14 protein-coding genes and 1 riboswitch are annotated in these 17,690 nt (G+C 72.9%); of the genes, 8 read left to right on the forward strand and 6 right to left on the reverse strand.

What is annotated here, in order from left to right; genetic code table 11:
* Positions 1–150: 150 nt before the first annotated feature.
* From IRQ30_RS19530 to lon, 4 genes are all read left to right on the forward strand, one after another.
* On the forward strand, positions 151–849 hold the full coding sequence (locus IRQ30_RS19530) for an LppX_LprAFG lipoprotein (protein ID WP_193614604.1): 699 nt from the start codon (positions 151–153) through the stop codon (positions 847–849).
* Positions 846–2,615 (forward strand): MFS transporter, encoded by a 1,770-nt coding sequence (locus tag IRQ30_RS19535; RefSeq protein WP_193614605.1) that lies wholly within the window; start codon positions 846–848, stop codon positions 2,613–2,615. The genes IRQ30_RS19530 and IRQ30_RS19535 overlap by 4 nt, the downstream gene beginning before the upstream one ends.
* An 80-nt stretch (positions 2,616–2,695) precedes the next feature.
* Positions 2,696–3,190: a carbonic anhydrase gene (locus IRQ30_RS19540; protein ID WP_193614606.1), complete on the forward strand. Its 495-nt coding sequence runs from the start codon at positions 2,696–2,698 to the stop codon at positions 3,188–3,190.
* 562 nt (positions 3,191–3,752) lie between these two features.
* On the forward strand, positions 3,753–6,110 hold the full coding sequence (gene lon, locus IRQ30_RS19545) for an endopeptidase La (RefSeq protein ID WP_193613342.1): 2,358 nt from the start codon (positions 3,753–3,755) through the stop codon (positions 6,108–6,110).
* 27 nt (positions 6,111–6,137) lie between these two features.
* Here the strand turns inward: lon and IRQ30_RS19550 are convergent, their stop codons facing one another.
* Positions 6,138–6,761, reverse strand: coding sequence for a hypothetical protein (locus IRQ30_RS19550; RefSeq protein WP_193613340.1), 624 nt, complete (start codon positions 6,759–6,761; stop codon positions 6,138–6,140).
* Positions 6,758–8,497, reverse strand: a complete 1,740-nt coding sequence (locus tag IRQ30_RS19555; RefSeq protein ID WP_193613338.1) for a PHP domain-containing protein — start codon at positions 8,495–8,497, stop codon at positions 6,758–6,760. Before IRQ30_RS19555 ends, IRQ30_RS19550 begins: the two co-directional genes overlap by 4 nt.
* A gap of 199 nt (positions 8,498–8,696) precedes the next feature.
* Positions 8,697–8,829, forward strand: a riboswitch (SAM riboswitch).
* A gap of 9 nt (positions 8,830–8,838) precedes the next feature.
* Between IRQ30_RS19555 and thrC the strand changes: the two genes are divergently transcribed.
* A complete protein-coding gene (thrC, locus tag IRQ30_RS19560) occupies positions 8,839–10,128 on the forward strand; it encodes a threonine synthase (RefSeq protein ID WP_193613337.1) in 1,290 nt (429 codons plus the stop codon).
* Between the two features lie 40 nt (positions 10,129–10,168).
* Positions 10,169–10,444: a MoaD/ThiS family protein gene (locus tag IRQ30_RS19565; RefSeq protein ID WP_193610163.1), complete on the forward strand. Its 276-nt coding sequence runs from the start codon at positions 10,169–10,171 to the stop codon at positions 10,442–10,444.
* Positions 10,445–10,449: 5 nt separating this feature from the next.
* On the opposite strand, the gene IRQ30_RS19570 is transcribed toward IRQ30_RS19565, so the two are convergent.
* The 3 genes from IRQ30_RS19570 to IRQ30_RS19580 form a co-directional block, all read right to left on the reverse strand.
* Entirely contained in the window at positions 10,450–11,526 is a 1,077-nt protein-coding gene (locus IRQ30_RS19570) for an RNA polymerase sigma factor (protein WP_338089696.1), read from the reverse strand.
* Positions 11,527–11,687: 161 nt separating this feature from the next.
* Positions 11,688–12,041 (reverse strand): YciI family protein, encoded by a 354-nt coding sequence (locus IRQ30_RS19575; protein WP_193610162.1) that lies wholly within the window; start codon positions 12,039–12,041, stop codon positions 11,688–11,690.
* A complete protein-coding gene (locus IRQ30_RS19580; RefSeq protein ID WP_193610161.1) occupies positions 12,038–12,406 on the reverse strand; it encodes a YciI family protein in 369 nt (122 codons plus the stop codon). The genes IRQ30_RS19575 and IRQ30_RS19580 overlap by 4 nt, the downstream gene beginning before the upstream one ends.
* Before the next feature lie 90 nt (positions 12,407–12,496).
* On the opposite strand from IRQ30_RS19580, the gene IRQ30_RS19585 reads away from it, so the two are divergent.
* A complete protein-coding gene (locus tag IRQ30_RS19585) occupies positions 12,497–13,336 on the forward strand; it encodes an ATP-grasp domain-containing protein (protein WP_193613335.1) in 840 nt (279 codons plus the stop codon).
* Positions 13,337–13,678: 342 nt separating this feature from the next.
* Positions 13,679–15,310, forward strand: a complete 1,632-nt coding sequence (gene groL, locus IRQ30_RS19590) for a chaperonin GroEL (protein WP_193610157.1) — start codon at positions 13,679–13,681, stop codon at positions 15,308–15,310.
* A 325-nt stretch (positions 15,311–15,635) separates the two neighbouring features.
* Here the strand turns inward: groL and IRQ30_RS19595 are convergent, their stop codons facing one another.
* Positions 15,636–17,462, reverse strand: coding sequence for a serine/threonine-protein kinase (locus tag IRQ30_RS19595; RefSeq protein ID WP_193613333.1), 1,827 nt, complete (start codon positions 17,460–17,462; stop codon positions 15,636–15,638).
* Between the last annotated feature and the right edge of the window lie 228 nt (positions 17,463–17,690).

Below are 17,690 nucleotides of genomic sequence, written 5' to 3' on the forward strand. Positions count from 1 at the left end.
CGGCCAGCGGCGCCCCGGTCGAGCTGCCCGAGGCCAACGGCCGCCGCGACGGCTCCGGGACACCGGCCCCGCAGCCGCTCGCCGCCGCGGCGGGACCGCTGTCGGCGCGCGTCGGCGTGGCCCCCTCCACCGATGTGGAAGGCTGACCGCATGCGTTCCCGCCTAGCTCCCCTGGCCGTCGCCGGCGCCCTCGTGCTCGCCCTCACCGCCTGCGGAGGCGACGACGAGGGCGGCACCAGCAGCGCCTCGCCCGAGGAGGCGATGGCCACCGCCAAGACCGAGCTCGACGAGACCAGCGGCGTGGCCATCACCCTGTCGACCGACGACCTGCCCGACGGCGTCACCGGCATCCTCGAGGCCGACGGCGTCGGCACCCACGCGCCGGCGTTCGAGGGCACGATCGACGTGTCCATCGCCGCGGGTCAGTTCCAGGTGCCCGTCGTGGCGGTCGACGGCAAGGTCTTCGCCGAGATCCCGCTCAGCCCGGGCATGCAGGAGGTCGACCCCGGCGAGTACGGCGCCCCCGACCCCGCCCAGCTGATGAGCCCCGACAAGGGCTTCTCCTCGCTGCTGGCCGCGACGACCGACCTGGAGAAGGGCGAGTCGATCCGCGGCGGCGAGGGCAACAAGGAGATCTTCACCGAGTACTCCGGCACGGTCCCCGGCGACGTCGTGAAGAACATCATCCCCGGCTCGACGGGCGACTTCGACGCGACCTACACCGTCTCCGACTCCGGCCAGCTGCGCGAGGCCGTGCTCACCGGCGCGTTCTACGAGGACGCCGGCTCCATGACCTACACCCTGGGGTTCGACGACTACGGCACCGAGAAGGACATCACCGCGCCGTGAGCGGCTCGCCGCGCGTGCTGCTCGGCCTCGCCGCGGTGGCGGTGGCGTTCGCCGCCGCCGACACCTACGTCGTCGTCCTCGCGCTGCCGGAGATGGTCGGCGCCGTCGGCGTCTCGACCGAGGAGCTCCAGCGCGCCGCGCCCATCATCTCGGGCTTCCTGCTCGGCTACGTCGCGATGCTGCCGCTGATCGGCCGCATCGCCGACCTGCGCGGCCGGGTGCCCGTGCTCGTCGCGGCGCTGGTGATCTTCGCGTTCGGCTCGCTCGTCACAACGCTGGCCTACGACATGCCCAGCATGGTGTCGGGCCGGTTCCTGCAGGGGCTCGGCGGCGGCGGCCTGGTGCCGGCCACCCTCGCCCTGGTCGCCGACCTCTACCCGCGCGAGCGGCGCGGCGTCCCGCTCGGCGTGGTCTCGGCCGTCCAGGAGCTCGGCAGCGTCATCGGCCCCCTGTTCGGAGCCGTCGTGCTGGCGGTCGCCGACTGGCGCGCCATCTTCGTGATCAACCTCGTGGTCGGCCTGGTCCTGGCCGCCGCCATCCACGCCCTGCGTGGTCGCCCCGTGCCCGAGGACATGCCGCGGCAGGAGGACCGGAGGAAAGGACTCCCCGACTTCCTGGGCGCCCTGCTCCTGCTGGTCACCCTGGGGGCGGGTGCGCTGGTGTTCCTGCGCCCGGCGCGGCTGCTGCGCGACCTCACCTGGGGGCAGATGTTCATCCCGTTCGCCGGTGACGGCCGGTGGCTGACCCCGGTGGGCGCCACCGCGGTCGTGGCGCTGCTGCTGCTCGTCGTGCGGTGCTTCACCGCCCGCAGGCCGCTGGTCGACGGCCCGAGCTGGGTGCGCAGCGCCCGCGACGCCGACCTGACCGGCGCCCTGTTCCTGGCGGTCGCGCTCGGAGGCGTCATCCTGACCTTCGCCACCGCCGACCCCAAGATCCAGCTGGTGGCCGACCAGGGCTGGTGGTACCTCACCGGCTCCGCCATCGCCACGCTCGCCCTGGTCGTGCACCTGCGCCGGACGCCGTCCCCGCTGGTCCCCCGCGGCGCCCTGCGGCGTACGCCGGCCTGGGGCGCCATCGTCGTCAGCTTCTTCGTCGGCGCGGCCCTGATCGCCGCCCTGATCGACATCCCGCTCTTCGCCCGCACGACCGTCCACCGCGACTCGCAGCTGATGGCCGCGCTCGAGCTGGTCCGCTTCCTGGTCGCGCTCCCGGTGGGCGCCGTGGTCGGCGGCTACCTCACCCGCCGCTTCAGTGCCGGGCTCATCACGGCCGTCGGCATGCTGATGGCCGCCGCCGGCTTCGTGCTGATGACCCGCTGGGACATCACCAGCCTCGACAGCCTGCACTCCGACGCGACGCTCGTCCTCTGCGGCTTCGGGTTCGGCCTGGCCCTGGCCCCGGTCAACGCCGCGATCCTGGCCAGCACCGACGACGACGTCCACGGGGTGGCCAGCGCGATGGTCGTCGTCGCACGGATGGTCGGCATGCTCGTGGGCATCTCCGCGCTCACCGCGATCGGCCTGCGCCGCTACTACGCCTACCTCGAGGACAACCCGATGCCGGCGGCCCGGGAGGTCTGCGACGGCAAGACCCGCTGCCGGGCCTTCAGCGACCTGCTCGCGGGCGCCGGGATCCCCCAGGAGCACGCCGTCTTCGCCGGCGCCGCCGTGTGCGCCGTGCTCGCCGCCGTGGCCGCCCTGGTGCTCTTCCGCGGGGCCGCGACCCGCTCGTTCAGCACCGCCGACGTCCTGCGCGCAGGCGGCTGAGGCCTCCCGGCTCCTCGGCCGGTGTCCACGGTGCCGACGCGGTCTCCCGGTCGTCGTCCGGTTCGGCTAGGTTCGCGGTCGTGGCTGACTTCGACGACCTGCTCGCCGCCAACCGTGACTTCGCCTCCGACTTCGCGCTGAGCGGCTTCGACGGTGTGGCCCACGCGGGCGTGGCGATCGTGACGTGCATGGACTCGCGCATCGACCCCCTCGGCATGGTGGGCCTCAAGCCGGGCGACGCCAAGATCTTCCGCAACCCCGGAGGCCGGGTCACCCCCCAGGCCCTCGAGGCGCTGGTGCTCGGCACCCACCTGCTGGGCGTCGACCGGATCCTGGTGGTGCCCCACACCCGCTGCGCCATGGCGAGCAACACCGAGGAGGAGATCCGCGAGCGGATCTCGGCGTCCTCGGGCCAGGACGCCTCGTGGCAGACCTTCGGCGTCATCGCCGACCAGATCCAGGCGCTCACCGAGGACATCGCCCGCATCCGCACCCACCCGCTGATCCCGACCACCACGGTCGTCGGCGGCTTCGTCTACGACGTCGACACCGGCCTGCTGCAGCAGCACCTCTGACCCCGGCGCCGCGCTGCGTCCACGGTGGTTGAGGTGCGAGCGCCAGCGAGCCTCGAAACCGCGTCTTCGGTGGTCGAGCAGCGAGGAGCGCCAGCGACGAGCGGCCGTCGAGACCCCTGCACCTCTGGCTGTCTCCTCGGGCTGATCTGGGTGCCGCGCGCTTAGCCGGTCGCGTCTCCGCCTCAAGGATCGCCTGCGGCGCCCGCTTCGCGGCGCCCTTCGGGCGTCCTTGACCCGGAGCCTCTCTCGACCGGCTTGACGGCGCACGGGGCGGACACGGGCTTCGCCCGCGCCGCCCGCGCAAAGCGCGGCACCCTCCTCATGGGGCTGGTGTTGCTGGTGGTGCTTCGACCGACACTCAGCGTCGGCAGTTCGGCGCCACGCCGGCTCGGCCGAGCGCGGCCGGGTCCGCCATCGGCTCGAACTGCCGACATACCGACCCTCCGGTCACGCCGCGTCCCGCCGCCCGCGTTCGCTCAGGACGAACAGTGGAACACCGCCGCGGAGCCGGAGGTTGAGTCGATCACGCTCAACGTTTGAATCTCTCCGAAAGAGGCGCTCCATGTCCGTCACCCGTCTGCCTGTGTTGTTCGTCAACGACCTCGTCGTGCTGCCCGGCATGGTCGTCCCCATCGAGCTCGACGAGGCCGCGCAGGCCGCGGTCGACGCCGCCCGTGCCGGCAGCGAGAGCCGGCTGCTGGTCGCCCCGCGGCTGGAGGACCGCTACGCCTCGTACGGCGTGGTGGCCACGATCGAGCGGGTCGGGAAGTTCGCGGGCGGGTCGCCCGCGGCGGTGCTGCGGGCCGAGACCCGCGCGCGCATCGGGGCCGGCGTGACCGGTCCGGGGGCGGCGCTGTGGGTCGAGGTGGAGCCGGTCGAGGAGACCGTCACCGACCGGGCGCGCGAGCTGGCCGAGGAGTACAAGCGGCTCGTCGTGGCCGTGCTGCAGCGCCGCGAGGCGTGGCAGGTCATCGACTCGGTGCACCAGATGACCGACCCGAGCGCGATCGCCGACGCGGCCGGCTACGCCCCGTACCTCACCGGCGAGCAGAAGCGCGAGCTGCTCGAGACGCCCGACATCGAGAAGCGGCTCGAGATCGTGATCGCGTGGACGCGCGAGCACCTCGCCGAGGCCGAGCTGACCGACAAGATCGGCACCGAGGTGCGCGAGGGGATGGAGAAGACCCAGCGCGAGTACCTGCTGCGACAGCAGCTGGCCGCCATCCGGAAAGAACTAGGTGAGGGTGAGGCTCAGCAGTCAGGGGGGGCCGACGACTACCGCGGCCGCGTCGAGGCCGCCGACCTCCCCGACCACGTGCGCGAGGCGCTGCTGCGCGAGGTCGACAAGCTCGAGCGCTCCAGCGACCAGAGCCCCGAGACCTCCTGGATCCGCACCTGGCTCGACACCGTGCTCGACCTGCCCTGGTCGGTGCGCACCGAGGACTCCACCGACGTGTCCGCCGCGCGGGCCGTCCTGGACGCCGACCACCACGGCCTGGAGGAGGTCAAGGAGCGGATCGTGGAGTACCTCGCCGTCCGCGCCCGTCGTGCCTCCCGCGGCCTCGAGGTCGTCGGCGGCCGCGGCTCCGGCGCGGTGATCCTGCTCGCCGGGCCTCCGGGAGTGGGCAAGACGTCCCTGGGCGAGTCCGTCGCGCGTGCGCTGGACCGGACGTTCGTGCGCGTCGCGCTCGGCGGTGTCCGGGACGAGGCCGAGATCCGCGGCCACCGGCGCACGTACGTCGGCGCGCTCCCGGGCCGCATCGTGCGCGCCATCAAGGAGGCCGGCTCGATGAACCCGGTCGTGCTGCTCGACGAGATCGACAAGGTCGGCTCCGACGGCTACCGCGGCGACCCGGCCGCGGCGCTGCTCGAGGTGCTCGACCCGGCGCAGAACCACACGTTCCGCGACCACTACCTCGAGCTCGACCTCGACCTCTCCGACGTGCTGTTCATCGCGACCGCCAACGTCGTGGAGCAGATCCCGGGCCCGCTGCTGGACCGCATGGAGATGGTCACCCTCGACGGCTACACCGAGGACGACAAGGTCGCCATCGCCCGCGACTTCCTGCTGCCGCGTCAGCTGGAGCGCGCCGCGCTGACCGCCGAGGAGGTCACGATCAGCGACGGCGCCCTGCACGAGCTCGCCGCCGACTACACCCGCGAGGCCGGCGTCAGGCAGATGGAGCGCCTGCTGGCCAAGGCGCTGCGCAAGGCGGCGACCCGGCTGGCGACGACCGACCAGACCACCGTCGAGATCGACGTGGCCGACCTCAAGGACCTGGTCGGGCGACCGCGCTTCACCCCCGAGGCGCACGAGCGCACGTCGGTGCCGGGCGTGGCCACCGGCCTCGCCGTGACCGGCATGGGCGGTGACGTCCTGTTCATCGAGGCCTCGGCCCACGAGGGCACGGCGGGGCTGACGCTCACCGGCCAGCTCGGCGACGTGATGAAGGAGTCGGCCCAGATCGCGCTGTCCTTCGTCCGTGCCCACGCGGACGACCTGGGCGTCGACCCGGCGTTCTTCGACCGGGCGATCCACGTGCACGTGCCCGCCGGCGCCACGCCGAAGGACGGCCCGTCGGCCGGCATCACGATGGTCACGGCGCTGACGTCGCTGGCCACCGGGCGGCCGGTGCGCTCCGAGGTCGGCATGACCGGGGAGGTCACGCTCAACGGCCGGGTGCTGCCGATCGGCGGGCTCAAGCAGAAGCTGCTCGCCGCGCAGCGCAACGGCCTGACCGAGGTCTTCGTGCCCCTGCGCAACGAGCCCGACCTGGATGACGTGCCGGCCGAGGTGCTGGAGACGGTGACGGTGCACGTGGTCGGCGACGTGCTCGACGTGGTGAAGGGCGCGCTCGTGCCCGTCGCCTCGGACGTCGCCGCGGACGACGCGGCGGAGACCGGCTCGGTCGCGGCCTGACCGGGTAGCCCGGCCACGTCATCGGACTCAGTGGTCGGAGCAGCAGGGGATCTGGTGTCGGCTCTCGAAGGGCACCAGGTCCCCTGCTGACGCCTGCACCAGCACGACGCACCACCGGTCGCGCCACGTCGGGCGGACGAAGCCGGTGAGGTCGAGCATGGTCCCCGGCCCCACCTCCCTGCCGGCCAGGCCCTCGACGGCGTCCACGCAGGAGAGGGTCAGCACGTCCGCGACCGCGATCCGGCGCTCGACCTCGGCCTGACCGGGGAAGCGCGCCAGCCGGCCGGCGCGCCGCTCCTCGTGCTCGGCGAGGGCGTGGTCGGCGCCGGCGACCCGGTCGTCCGGCCCGGCGGCGCTGCCCGTCGGCGCCACCACGACACCGGCGTCGGGCAGGGCCTCGGCGAGCAGCCGCTGGGCCTCTTCGCCCCGGCGTGCCTGGCCGTCCCACGAGAGCACGACGGCGGTGTGCGCCACCGGTCCCGGCACGACGTGCGTGCTCGCCAGGTCGCTGGGGCCGGGCAGGCCCGCGACGCCGTCGAGCAGCGCGTCCAGCCGGTGCAGCAGGTGCTCGGCGCCCGCGTGGTCAGCCGTCCCGGCATCGACGGCCAGCACGAGCGCGGCCGCCGTCGCCGAGGTCGGGGGAGGTGTCACCGGCCCGGCACGACCCAGATCGGGTTCGTGTAGAACCACAGGTCGAGCCACGGGTCGGCCGAGCCCACGACGTCGATGGCCGGTCCCTGCGGGTCGACCGCCGTGCCCAGGAAGCCCGGCTGCTGGCGGTTGCCGTCGGTGCCCCGGAGCCGGACGTAGAAGGGCTCCTCGGCCACGCCCAGGTCGTAGCGGAGCTCGTAGGTGCCGGTGCGACCGGAGGTGTCCCACTGCCGGACGACCTTGGTGTCCGGTGCGGTGAACCGGTCCCGGTCCTTGGCCGCCGACAGGGGGTCGACGGCGCCCCGGACCACGTCGACCCGGTTGAGCTGCGGGAGGAACTGCGCCCAGTTCGGCACGTCCTGCGCCGTGATCCGCACGACCAGCTCCAGCCGGCTGCCGCGCCTGGCCTGCAGGGTGCCGCCCAGCGTCTCGCTCCGCGTGCCGCCACGACCCGACGACCGGACCGTCACGTCCACGGACTTCACCAGGCCCCCGTGGTCGACCCACATGCGGCCGTCGCGCATGCCGCGCATGACGTCGACGTAGCCGCGCGACGCGGCCCCGACGTGGGTGCGGCTGTAGAAGCCGGGCCAGAAGTCGCCGGCGGTCAGGTTGACCCGGCCGCCGTAGACGGGGTCGCCGTAGCGGCCGTCGGCGTCGAACTGCGCCTGGGTCGAGCCGTCCGGGCGCTTCGAGGTGTCGGACCAGTTGACGTGGGAGTCGGAGTTGGCGCTGATCGACCACGGCTTGCCCTCGGCGAGGAGGCTGTCCCACAACCCGCCGACGGTCGACGTCATCCAGTCGAAGCCGCCCCAGGTGCGGTAGCTCTCGGGCGGGTACGCCGCGAACGAGTCCGGCCGCTGCGCGTTGCCGTAGAAGCCGCGGGCCGAGCCGGGGCCGTAGCCGGCCGGCAGCCCCGCCGCCTGGTGGCCCGGTGCGCCCTCGAAGCCGATGGCGACGCGGGGATCGGCGTCGCGCCAGGCTCGGATCTCGTGCGGGCTGTCGATGCCGTTGCGGGCAGGGTGGTTGGCGAGGAACAGTGCGTCCGACACCCGGCGCTTGTCCACCTGCTTGCCGAGCCACTGGATGCCTGCGACGGCCAGCGCCTCGTTGGCCGCGGCCCCCTTGACGTTGCCGTCGTAGTCGTTCTCGAACTGCTTGAGCACCGCCACCTCGTGGCGGCCGGGCGCGACGAACACCGTGCCGTGCTCGGCCGAGGGGATGTTCCACTCCAGGCCCTGGAAGACCAGCGTGCCGGGCAGCTCCTGGCGGGCGGCGACGATGTCGGGGTTGACCAGGTCGACGCCGAGGCGGGCGTGCGTGGGTCCGCCGTGGTCGGTGATGACGAGCCAGTCCAGCCCGTACGCCGCGGCGTGCTGGGCCTGGTCGAGGACGGTGTACTGGCCGTCGGAGCTGTGCTGCGTGTGGATGTGGTGGTCGCCGGCGAGCCAGACCCGGGGTCCGCGACCGGGGCCGCGACCGCGCGAGGAGCGCGTCCCCTCGGCCATGGCCGGCGTGACGCCGCTCATCCCGGCGATGCCGGCCGTGACGGCGCCGGTGATGCCGGCGGCGCGCAGGAGGTTGCGCCGCGAGAGCTCGGAGGGCGAGAGGTCGCGGTCGGGCACCGTCTCGTCGGCCGCGGCGCGGGTGGCCGCCACGGCCTCGGGGTCGACGTCGCGGGCGTGGGCGTGTGCGTGGTCGTGGTCGTGCAGGTGGGGGTGCTCGTGGTGGGTCACGGGGTCCTCCGGAGGGACGGGGGGATCGTCGGGGGAGCTCCGACGGTCCTCCCGTCCGCTGAACGCGGGCCGAGCGGCCGGTGCCGCCGAGGTGAACGCTCGCGAGGGTCCGCGTCGGGGTGACGAGGGATGAGACGAGCCCGTCCCGGATCGTGGACCCGATGTGCACATCGTGAGACGCGGCCGTACTGTCTCTTCCAGCTCATCAAGAGGGACTGAGGGTACGGCCCAGTGAAGTCCCGGCAACCGCCACGTGCTCCCTGCCATCGCGCAGTCGTGGAAACGGTGCTAATTCCGTCCCGGCGCGAGGTACGTGCCGGGGAAGATGAGAAGGAGGATTCATGAGCGCCGTCATCGCCGAGCAGGCTGAGACCACCAGCACCACCACCAGCGGGATCCGCGAGGGTGCCTTCGGCAACGCCCGGACCCTGACCTGTCGCGAGTGCGGCCACGAGGTCGAGCTCGGCCCGCACTACGCGTGCATGGAGTGCTTCGGCCCCCTCGAGATCGCCTACGACTTCCCCGCCGTGACGCGTGAGCAGATCGAGGCCGGCCCCCGCAACATCTGGCGCTACAAGGCGCTGCTGCCGGTCCCGACCGACATCGAGCAGAGCCCCAACATGGAGCCCGGGTTCACCCGCCTCCTCAAGGCCGGCAACCTCGGCCGCGAGCTGGGCATCGACAACCTCTGGGTCAAGGACGACAGCACCAACCCCACCAACTCGTTCAAGGACCGGGTCGTCGCCTGCGCGCTGAGCGCGGCCACCGAGTTCGGCTCGAAGGTCTTCGCCTGTCCGTCCACCGGCAACCTCGCCAACGCGGTCGCGGCCGCCGGTGCCCGCGCCGGCATCAAGACCGTCGTCTTCATCCCCAGCAACCTCGAGAAGCCCAAGCAGGTCAACTCCGCGGTGTTCACCGAGTCGCTGGTCGCCGTCAACGGAAACTACGACGACGTCAACAAGCTCGCCTCCGAGATCGCGGGCGAGGAGGACGGCTGGGCGTTCGTCAACGTCAACGTGCGCCCTTACTACGCCGAGGGCTCCAAGACGCTGGGCTATGAGATCGCCGAGCAGCTCGGCTGGCGCCTGCCCGACCAGATCGTGATCCCGGTCGCCTCCGGCTCGCAGCTGACCAAGGTGCACAAGGCCTTCCAGGAGCTGATCAAGCTCGGGCTCGTCGAGGACAAGCCCTACAAGGTCTTCGGCGCCCAGGCCAACGGCTGCTCGCCGGTGTCGGCGGCCTACAAGGGCGGCACCGACGCGATCCGCCCGGTCAAGCCCGACACGATCGCCAAGAGCCTCGCGATCGGCAACCCCGCCGACGGCATCTACGTCCTCGACATCTGCCGCCAGACCGGTGGGGCCGTGGAGGACATCACCGACGACGAGGTGCGCCAGGGCATCGTGCTCCTGGCTCGCACCGAGGGCATCTTCACCGAGACCGCCGGCGGCACCACGGTCGGCGTCCTGAAGAAGCTCGTCGAGACCGGCCAGCTCGACACCTCGCTCGAGACCGTCGTCATCAACACCGGCCACGGTCTCAAGACCCTCGACGCGGTCTCCGACTCCGTCGGCCCGGTCGCGACCATCGAGCCGTCGTACGCCGCCTTCGTCCAGACCGGCCTGGCCTGAGCCGGACCGCACCGCACGCACCGACAGCCAGGAGCCACCCGTGAGCGTTTCCGTCCGCGTCCCCACCATCCTCCGCACCTACACCGGCGGGGAGTCCGAGGTCACCGCCACCGGCGCGACCCTCGGCGAGGTGCTGGACGACCTCGAGGCGAGCTACACGGGCATCAAGGCGCGGATCCTCGACGACAACGGCGCGCTGCGCCGCTTCGTCAACGTCTACGTCGGCAGCGAGGACGTGCGGTTCCTCGAGGACCTGGCGACGCCCACGCCCGACGGCACCCAGATCTCGGTCATCCCGGCGGTCGCCGGGGGCTGAGCGCCTCAGGTCACCTGGGTGGCGCGCCGGCGCCGGAGGAACGCCGCCTCGGCGTCGTTCGCGCAGGCGGCGAGCGCCTCGTCGTACGCCGCCAGGGCCTCCGCGGAGCGGCCCGCGCGCGCCAGCAGCTCGGCGCGCACGGCGGGCAGGCGGTGGCCGGGCAGGGCGCCGGAGTCCAGCCCGTCGAGGGCTGAGAGGCCGGCCAGCGGCCCGTCCGCCTCCGCGACCGCGACCGCCCGGTTGAGCCGGACCACGGGGGTGTCGGTGAGGGCCAGCAGCTCGTCGTAGTGGCGCACGATCCGCGGCCACGCCGTGTCCTCCGCGCGGCGCGCGATGGCGTGCTCGCCGGCGATGAGCGCCTGCAGGAGCAGCGGGGTCGCGGGCGCCCCGGCGAGCGGCGTCAGCAGGCGCAGCCCCTCGCCGGCCTCGTCGTGGCGCCACCGGGCCCGGTCCTGGTCGGGGAGGAGCACCAGCGCGCCGTCGACGACCCGCGCGTGGCGACGGGAGTGCTGGAGCAGCATCAGGGCGAGCAGGGCGTCCAGGTCGTCGCCCGGGGCGAGCTCGCGCACGACGCGCACGAGTCGCAGCGCCTCGGCGGCGACGTCGGCGCGCAGCACGTCCGGCCCCGTCCCCGGGGCGTAGCCGGCCGTGAACGCCAGGTAGGCGACGTCGGCCACGGACGAGAGTCGTGCCTGGAGCGCGTCGCCGGCGGGCAGCGCGAACGACGCGCCCGTCAGCCGCTTGCGGGCCCGGGTCAGCCGGGCGGCCATCGTGGGGGTGCTGACCAGGAACAGCCGCGCGATGTCGGCGGTCGGGACGCCCATCACCAGGCGCAGGGTCAGCGCCGCGGCGGACTCCGGCGGCAGGTCCGGGTGGGCGCACAGCAGCACCAGTCGCAGGCGCTCGTCGCCGAGCACGGCAGGCGTCCCGGGGTCGGCCATGGTGCGGTGCGCCTCCTCGGTCAGGTCCGCCTCGACGGCGAGCAGCGGCAGCTTGCGGGCGGCGACCGCCTCGGCCCGCAGGCGGTCGACGATCCGGCGCCGGGCTGCGGTCAGCAGCCACGCGGGTGGGTTGTCCGGCACGCCGGCCTCGCTCCAGGTGCGGGCGGCCGCCTCGAAGGCGTCGGCCAGGCCGTCCTCGGCCAGGTCCAGGCGTCGGTACTGCGCGACGAGCAGGGCGAGCAGGCGGCCCCACTCGTCGCGCAGCGCTCGCTCGAGAGACTCGGGAGCGTCGTCGTGGACGCTCAGTCGAAGACCACGTCCACGACGGGCCGCACCTCCACGGTGTACGCCGGCGGCAGCAGCGCCGCCACCTCGACCGCGACCTCGTGCGACGGCAGGTCGACGAGGTAGAAGCCGCCGGTCTGCTCGACGGTCTCGGCGTAGGGCCCGTCGGTCACGGCGCGGCCGGGGCCGGGCTGGACCGTCCTGGCCTCCGAGGGGGGAGCCAGCGCCTCGCCGGCGACGATCGAGCCGCGCTCGTTGACCGCCGCGTCGAAGGCCGTGAAGCACTCCACCACCGCCTGGCGCGCGGCCTCGTCGGCGGCGTCCCAGCGCGCGAAGTGGTCCTCCTCGGCCATCAGCACCAGGAACCTCACGGCTCCACCGCCGTGGCCCGGACCTCGATGGCGCCCTCGTCGCGGCCGAGGATCCGGCACACGTCGATGAGGTCGTCGAGGTCGGTCGACTCGACGACGTAGAACCCCGAGAGCTGCTCGGCCGTCTCGGCGTAGGGACCGTCGGTGACCGTCATCGAGCCGTCGGCGGCGGTGCGCAGGGTGCGCGCCTCCCGCGACGGGCCGAGCTCCAGGCCGCCGGTGATCTTGTGACCGCGCGCCTCCAGGGCCGCGGAGAACTCCTCGTGCAGGGCGTAGACCGCGGTGCGCTCGTCCTCGGTGGCGGCCTCCCAGGCGGACTCGTCGCCCGGCAGGAGGATGACGTAGGTGGTGCTGGTCTGGGTCATGGGGACCTCTCGCGTCGTGGCTGTCGGATTGTGACACCTCGATGACGGGCGAGGCACCCCTCGATCGACACGGATGACACTCTTTCCTCCATGACCTCCAAGCTCGTCCTGCTGGCCACCGACCGCGAGCACCAGGAGGGCGAGGCCGGGCACGCCGCGCTCGACGCGGCGTTCGCCGAGCGCGGCGTCCGCAGCCGCTGGGTCCGCTGGGACGACCCGGCCGTCGACTGGGCCGAGGCGGCGCTCGTCGCCGTGCGCTCCACCTGGGACTACGAGGACCGGCTGGAGGACTTCCTGGCCTGGGCCGAGGGGGTGGGCCCGACCCTGCTCCACGGCGCCGACGTCTTCCGGTGGAACACCGACAAGGCCTACCTCGTCGAGCTCGCCGGCCTCGGGTCCGTGCCCGTGGTGCCCACCGAGGTGCCCGCGACCGTCGAGGAGCTGCGTGCGGCGGTGGCGCGGGTCCGGCCGGCCGTCGTCAAGCCCCGCGTCGGAGCCGGCGGTCGCGGCCTCGTCGTCGTCCGCGACGGGTCGTGGGAGCCGACGGGCGAGCCCGGCTCGTGGGTGGTGCAGCCGCTGGTGCCCTCGGTGCAGCAGGAGGGGGAGGAGTCGGTGTTCGTGATCGACGGGCGCTCGGTCAGCCAGGTCCACAAGGTCGCCGGGGCCAGCGACGTCCGGGTCCACGAGGAGTACGGCGGCACGTCCGTGCCCGCCGCGCTCTCGCCGGAGGCGGCCTCGGTCGCGGAGGCCGCCGCCGCGGCGACCTCCCGGCTGGTCGGGCGCGAGATCGTCTACGCCCGGATCGACCTGCTGCTCCACGAGGGCCGGCTCTCGGTCAGCGAGGTCGAGGTGACCGAGCCCGGCCTCTACCTCGACGTGATCCCCGACAACGGTCGGCTCTTCGCGGACGCGGTGGTCGCGCGCCTCTGACCCTCCCACCGTCCGGGCCGCCCGTGCCCCGGTAGAGAGGTGCGGGCGACGGACGGAGGACCGTGGACGACCACCAGGCATCACACCGGCATCACGCCCGGTGAGGAGGTCGTCGTGGGCAGCCAGGCGCGCGGTCGGCGCCGGCCCGATCGTTTGCACTCGCCTGGCCCGAGTGCTAAACATGAGGTTGGCACTCTCCTCATGAGAGTGACAACTTTCCCCGGACCGGGGAGCTGAGGTCCGAAGCGCCGGCGAGAAGGGTTCGCCGGGCAGCCTGACCGTCCGTCGCGGGCAGCGAGCCGGTCCGTCCACAGCTCTGAAGTGCGAAGGATCGCAGCAGATATGTCGAAGCTGATCGCTTTCAACGAAGAGGCCCGGCGCGGCCTGGAGCGTGGCATGAACACGCTCGCAGACGCCGTCAAGGTCACCCTCGGTCCCAAGGGCCGCAACGTCGTGCTCGAGAAGAAGTGGGGCGCCCCCACGATCACCAACGATGGTGTGTCCATCGCCAAGGAGATCGAGCTCGAGGACCCCTACGAGAAGATCGGTGCCGAGCTCGTCAAGGAGGTCGCCAAGAAGACGGACGACGTCGCTGGCGACGGCACCACCACCGCCACGGTCCTCGCCCAGGCGATGGTCCGCGAGGGCCTGCGCAACGTCGCGGCCGGCGCCAACCCGATGGGCCTCAAGCGGGGCATCGAGGCCGCGGTCGACGCCGTCTCGGAGCAGCTCTCCAGCATGGCCGTCGAGATCGAGACCAAGGCCCAGATCGCGTCCACCGCGTCGATCTCCGCCGCCGACACCACCGTCGGCGAGATCATCGCCGAGGCGATGGACAAGGTCGGCAAGGAGGGCGTGATCACGGTCGAGGAGTCCAACACCTTCGGCCTGGACCTCGAGCTGACCGAGGGCATGCGGTTCGACAAGGGCTACATCTCGGCCTACTTCGTCACCGACCCCGAGCGCATGGAGACGGTCCTCGAGGACCCCTACATCCTCATCGCCAACCAGAAGATCTCCTCGGTCAAGGACCTGCTGCCGCTCCTTGAGAAGGTCATGCAGTCGGGCAAGCCCCTGCTGATCCTCTCCGAGGACGTCGACGGCGAGGCCCTGTCCACGCTGGTCGTCAACAAGATCCGTGGCACCTTCAAGTCCGTGGCCGTCAAGGCCCCCGGCTTCGGTGACCGCCGCAAGGCCATGCTGCAGGACATCGCGATCCTGACCGGCGGCCAGGTCATCTCGGAGGAGGTCGGCCTCAAGCTGGAGTCGACCGGCATCGAGCTGCTCGGCCAGGCCCGCAAGGTCGTCATCACCAAGGACGAGACCACCATCGTCGAGGGTTCGGGCGACGCCGACCAGATCGCCGGCCGGGTCAACCAGATCCGCGCCGAGATCGAGAAGTCGGACTCCGACTACGACCGCGAGAAGCTGCAGGAGCGCCTGGCCAAGCTGGCCGGCGGCGTGGCGGTCATCAAGGTCGGCGCGGCCACCGAGGTCGAGCTCAAGGAGCGCAAGCACCGCATCGAGGACGCCGTTCGCAACGCGAAGGCGGCCGTCGAGGAGGGCATCGTCGCCGGTGGCGGCGTGGCGCTCGTGCAGGCTGCGGTCGTCGCGTTCGACAAGCTGGACCTCACGGGCGACGAGGCGACCGGTGCCAACATCGTGCGCGTCGCGACCGAGGCCCCGCTCAAGCAGATCGCCATCAACGCCGGCCTCGAGGGCGGCGTCGTGTCCGAGAAGGTGCGCAACCTGCCGTCCGGCCAGGGCCTCAACGCGGCCACGGGCGAGTACGTCGACATGATCGCCGAGGGCATCATCGACCCGGCGAAGGTCACGCGCTCCGCGCTGCAGAACGCCGCCTCCATCGCGGCGCTCTTCCTCACCACCGAGGCCGTCGTGGCCGACAAGCCGGAGAAGGCGGCGCCCATGGGCGGCGGCGACCCGACCGGCGGCATGGGCGGCATGGACTTCTGACGGCCCGCTTCCTCGCGGCGCAGCCGCGGGGAAGCGATCAGGCCGGCAGGTTGAGGAGCGTCGGCACGGACCGGGCGGAGCCCGGGACGTGCGACGCGTCTCGAAACCCCAGCCAGCTCGACAGCGTCACGAACCAGCACCACCCGGCAGGGCCTCCGCTTCGGCGGGGGCCCTGTCGGCGTTCCGGCGTACGCCGGCTGCAGTTTCCCCAAGGGATGCAGCCGAAGCGTCACTTCCCTCGGTCTGCAGCGCCCGGGAAGTGACGTCTTCCCTGCATCCCTTGGGGAAACGGCCGGCGCCGAACGGCGGGGGAGGGGCCCGCGGGTCAGCGCCAGCGGAACGACACGGTGACCGGGTCGATGTCGGCGCGCCGCTGGTCCAGGGGGTCGACCTTGCTGTGCTGGAACGTGAGCCGGTAGAGGAACTTGCCGCGCTGCACGAACCACGACTCCTCGGCGAAGGAGAAGCCGGTCTTGGAGTTGGAGTAGACGCCGCGCACGCGGGCGGCCTGCTCGCCGTCGAGCCAGCCGGGCTTCAGCGTGTCCTGGCTGAGGAGCTTGATCTCGGGGTTGTTGTCGGCGAGCGCCCGCACCGAGCCCATGGCGACGAGCTCCAGCAGGCTCAGCGAGGTCAGCTCGAAGCGCGGCTCGGTGCGCTCCAGGAAGACCGAGGAGTAGTAGCCCTCGTAGTCGGAGTAGTCGCGCGAGCCCACGCCGTCGTTGGGGATCTTGGTCTCGGTCACCCGCCCCCAGCCGGCCGGCGCGCGCATCTCGGCCTTGCCGACCGCGAGCTTGATGCCCGTGGCCGGGGCGACGTCGGGGTACGTCGGCTTCGGCGCCCTGCTGGTCGGCGGGGCCGGCGGCGAGCTGACCGTGGGCAGGGACGGGTCGATCTCGATCGTGGGCGACTCGGTCGGCGACTCGGTGGACTCGGTGGGGTCGCCGGAGTCGGTCGGGGTCGGGTCCGAGGAGGTGGTCGAGGTGGTGGTCGGGTCGTCGTCGGAGCCCTGCGTCGCGACGACGGCGACGGTCCCGGCCACGAGCGCCACGGCGGCGACGGAGGCGGCGACCACGAGCGCCGTACGGCGGCCGTTGCGCGCAGGCGCCGGCGGCGGCGGCCGGAACGGCAGCATCGTGGGCGCCGACGGGTGTGACGGGTGCGAGGGGTGGGACGGGTACGACGGCCGCGGCGGTGAGGGCGGCGGCGGCGAGGGCGGGGCGGGGTTGGCCGGGTTGGAGGGCTGCGACGGCGGCGGGGGCGGGGGAGGCCCGGGCGACGTGGAGCGGTGCGGCACCAGCGGCGGGTGCGGCGTCGTCTGGGCGAGGTGCGCCAGCTGCTGGAGGGCGGCGCGCATGGCAGAGGCCGTCGGGTAGCGCTGAGCCGGCTCCTTGGCCATGGACCGCTGCAGCACGTCGTTGACGGCCCGGGCGACGGGCGAGGTGTCGGCGAGCCTGGGGACCGGGTCGCTGATGTGGCTCATCGCGATCTGCACGTCGCTGCCGGCGTACGGCGTGGCGTTGGTGAGCGCGGTCCACAGCACGCAGCCGAGCGCGTACAGGTCGGCGCTCGGGGTGGCCGGCTCGCCGCGCAGGCGCTCGGGGGCGAGGTAGGCGAAGGTGCCGGCGACCGCGCCCGGGGCGGTGAGGCCGGGGCTGCGGTCCTGGGCGATGCCGAAGTCGCAGAGGTAGGCGAACACGTCGGTGGCGTCGCCGTTGCGCAGCAGCACGTTGCTGGGCTTGAGGTCGCGGTGCACGATCCCGGCGGCGTGGGCGTCGGCCAGCGCCCAGGCCAGCTGGCCCACGATCTGCGCGGCCGGGGCCGTGGGCACCGCGCCGTGGCGCCGCATGGCCTCGCTCAGGTCGCCGCCGGCGACGTACTGGGTGGCGATGTAGAGGCAGCCGTCCTGCTCGCCGTGGTCGAAGACCTGGATGATGTGCGGCGAGTCGAGCCGGGCCAGGACCGACGCCTCGTGGGCGAAGCGGCGCCGGTAGTCGGGCTGCTCGGCGAGCTCCGGGGCCAGCACCTTCAGGGCGACGGTGCGCGAGAGTCCGCGCTGCTCGGCGGCGAAGACGACGCCCATGCCGCCGCGTCCGAGCGTGCCGGTGATGCGGTAGCCACCGAACTCCTCGCCCACCGAGGGGAAGCGGGCCATCTCGTCTCCTCCGTCGCGGGCGGTCCAGCGAGGGAAACCTATCCGTTGCCGGGCCTGTCGAAACACGGCGGGCCGTCGGGGCGGGGCGGACGCCGCGTGAGATTCGCCGGTCGACCGGCCAAACTCACGCTTCTGGGCCGAAATTACGTGCCGGAAGCGGGTGATTCGCCGGTCGACCGGCGAAACTCCTCGGCGCCGGGCCGCGACGTGCGCGGAGTCGGCGGCACG

Source organism: Nocardioides lijunqiniae (genome assembly GCF_015024225.1).
Classification (GTDB): Bacteria; Actinomycetota; Actinomycetes; order Propionibacteriales; family Nocardioidaceae; genus Nocardioides; species Nocardioides lijunqiniae.

Coding starts and splice junctions, on each gene's coding strand:
- IRQ30_RS19530 (WP_193614604.1), top strand. CDS start 151: ATGCGTTCCCGCCTAGCTCCCCTGGCCGTCGCCGGCGCCCTCGTGCTC.
- lon (WP_193613342.1), top strand. CDS start 3,753: ATGTCCGTCACCCGTCTGCCTGTGTTGTTCGTCAACGACCTCGTCGTG.
- thrC (WP_193613337.1), top strand. CDS start 8,839: ATGAGCGCCGTCATCGCCGAGCAGGCTGAGACCACCAGCACCACCACC.
- IRQ30_RS19580 (WP_193610161.1), bottom strand. CDS start 12,406: ATGACCCAGACCAGCACCACCTACGTCATCCTCCTGCCGGGCGACGAG.
- IRQ30_RS19585 (WP_193613335.1), top strand. CDS start 12,497: ATGACCTCCAAGCTCGTCCTGCTGGCCACCGACCGCGAGCACCAGGAG.
- groL (WP_193610157.1), top strand. CDS start 13,679: ATGTCGAAGCTGATCGCTTTCAACGAAGAGGCCCGGCGCGGCCTGGAG.
- IRQ30_RS19595 (WP_193613333.1), bottom strand. CDS start 17,462: ATGGCCCGCTTCCCCTCGGTGGGCGAGGAGTTCGGTGGCTACCGCATC.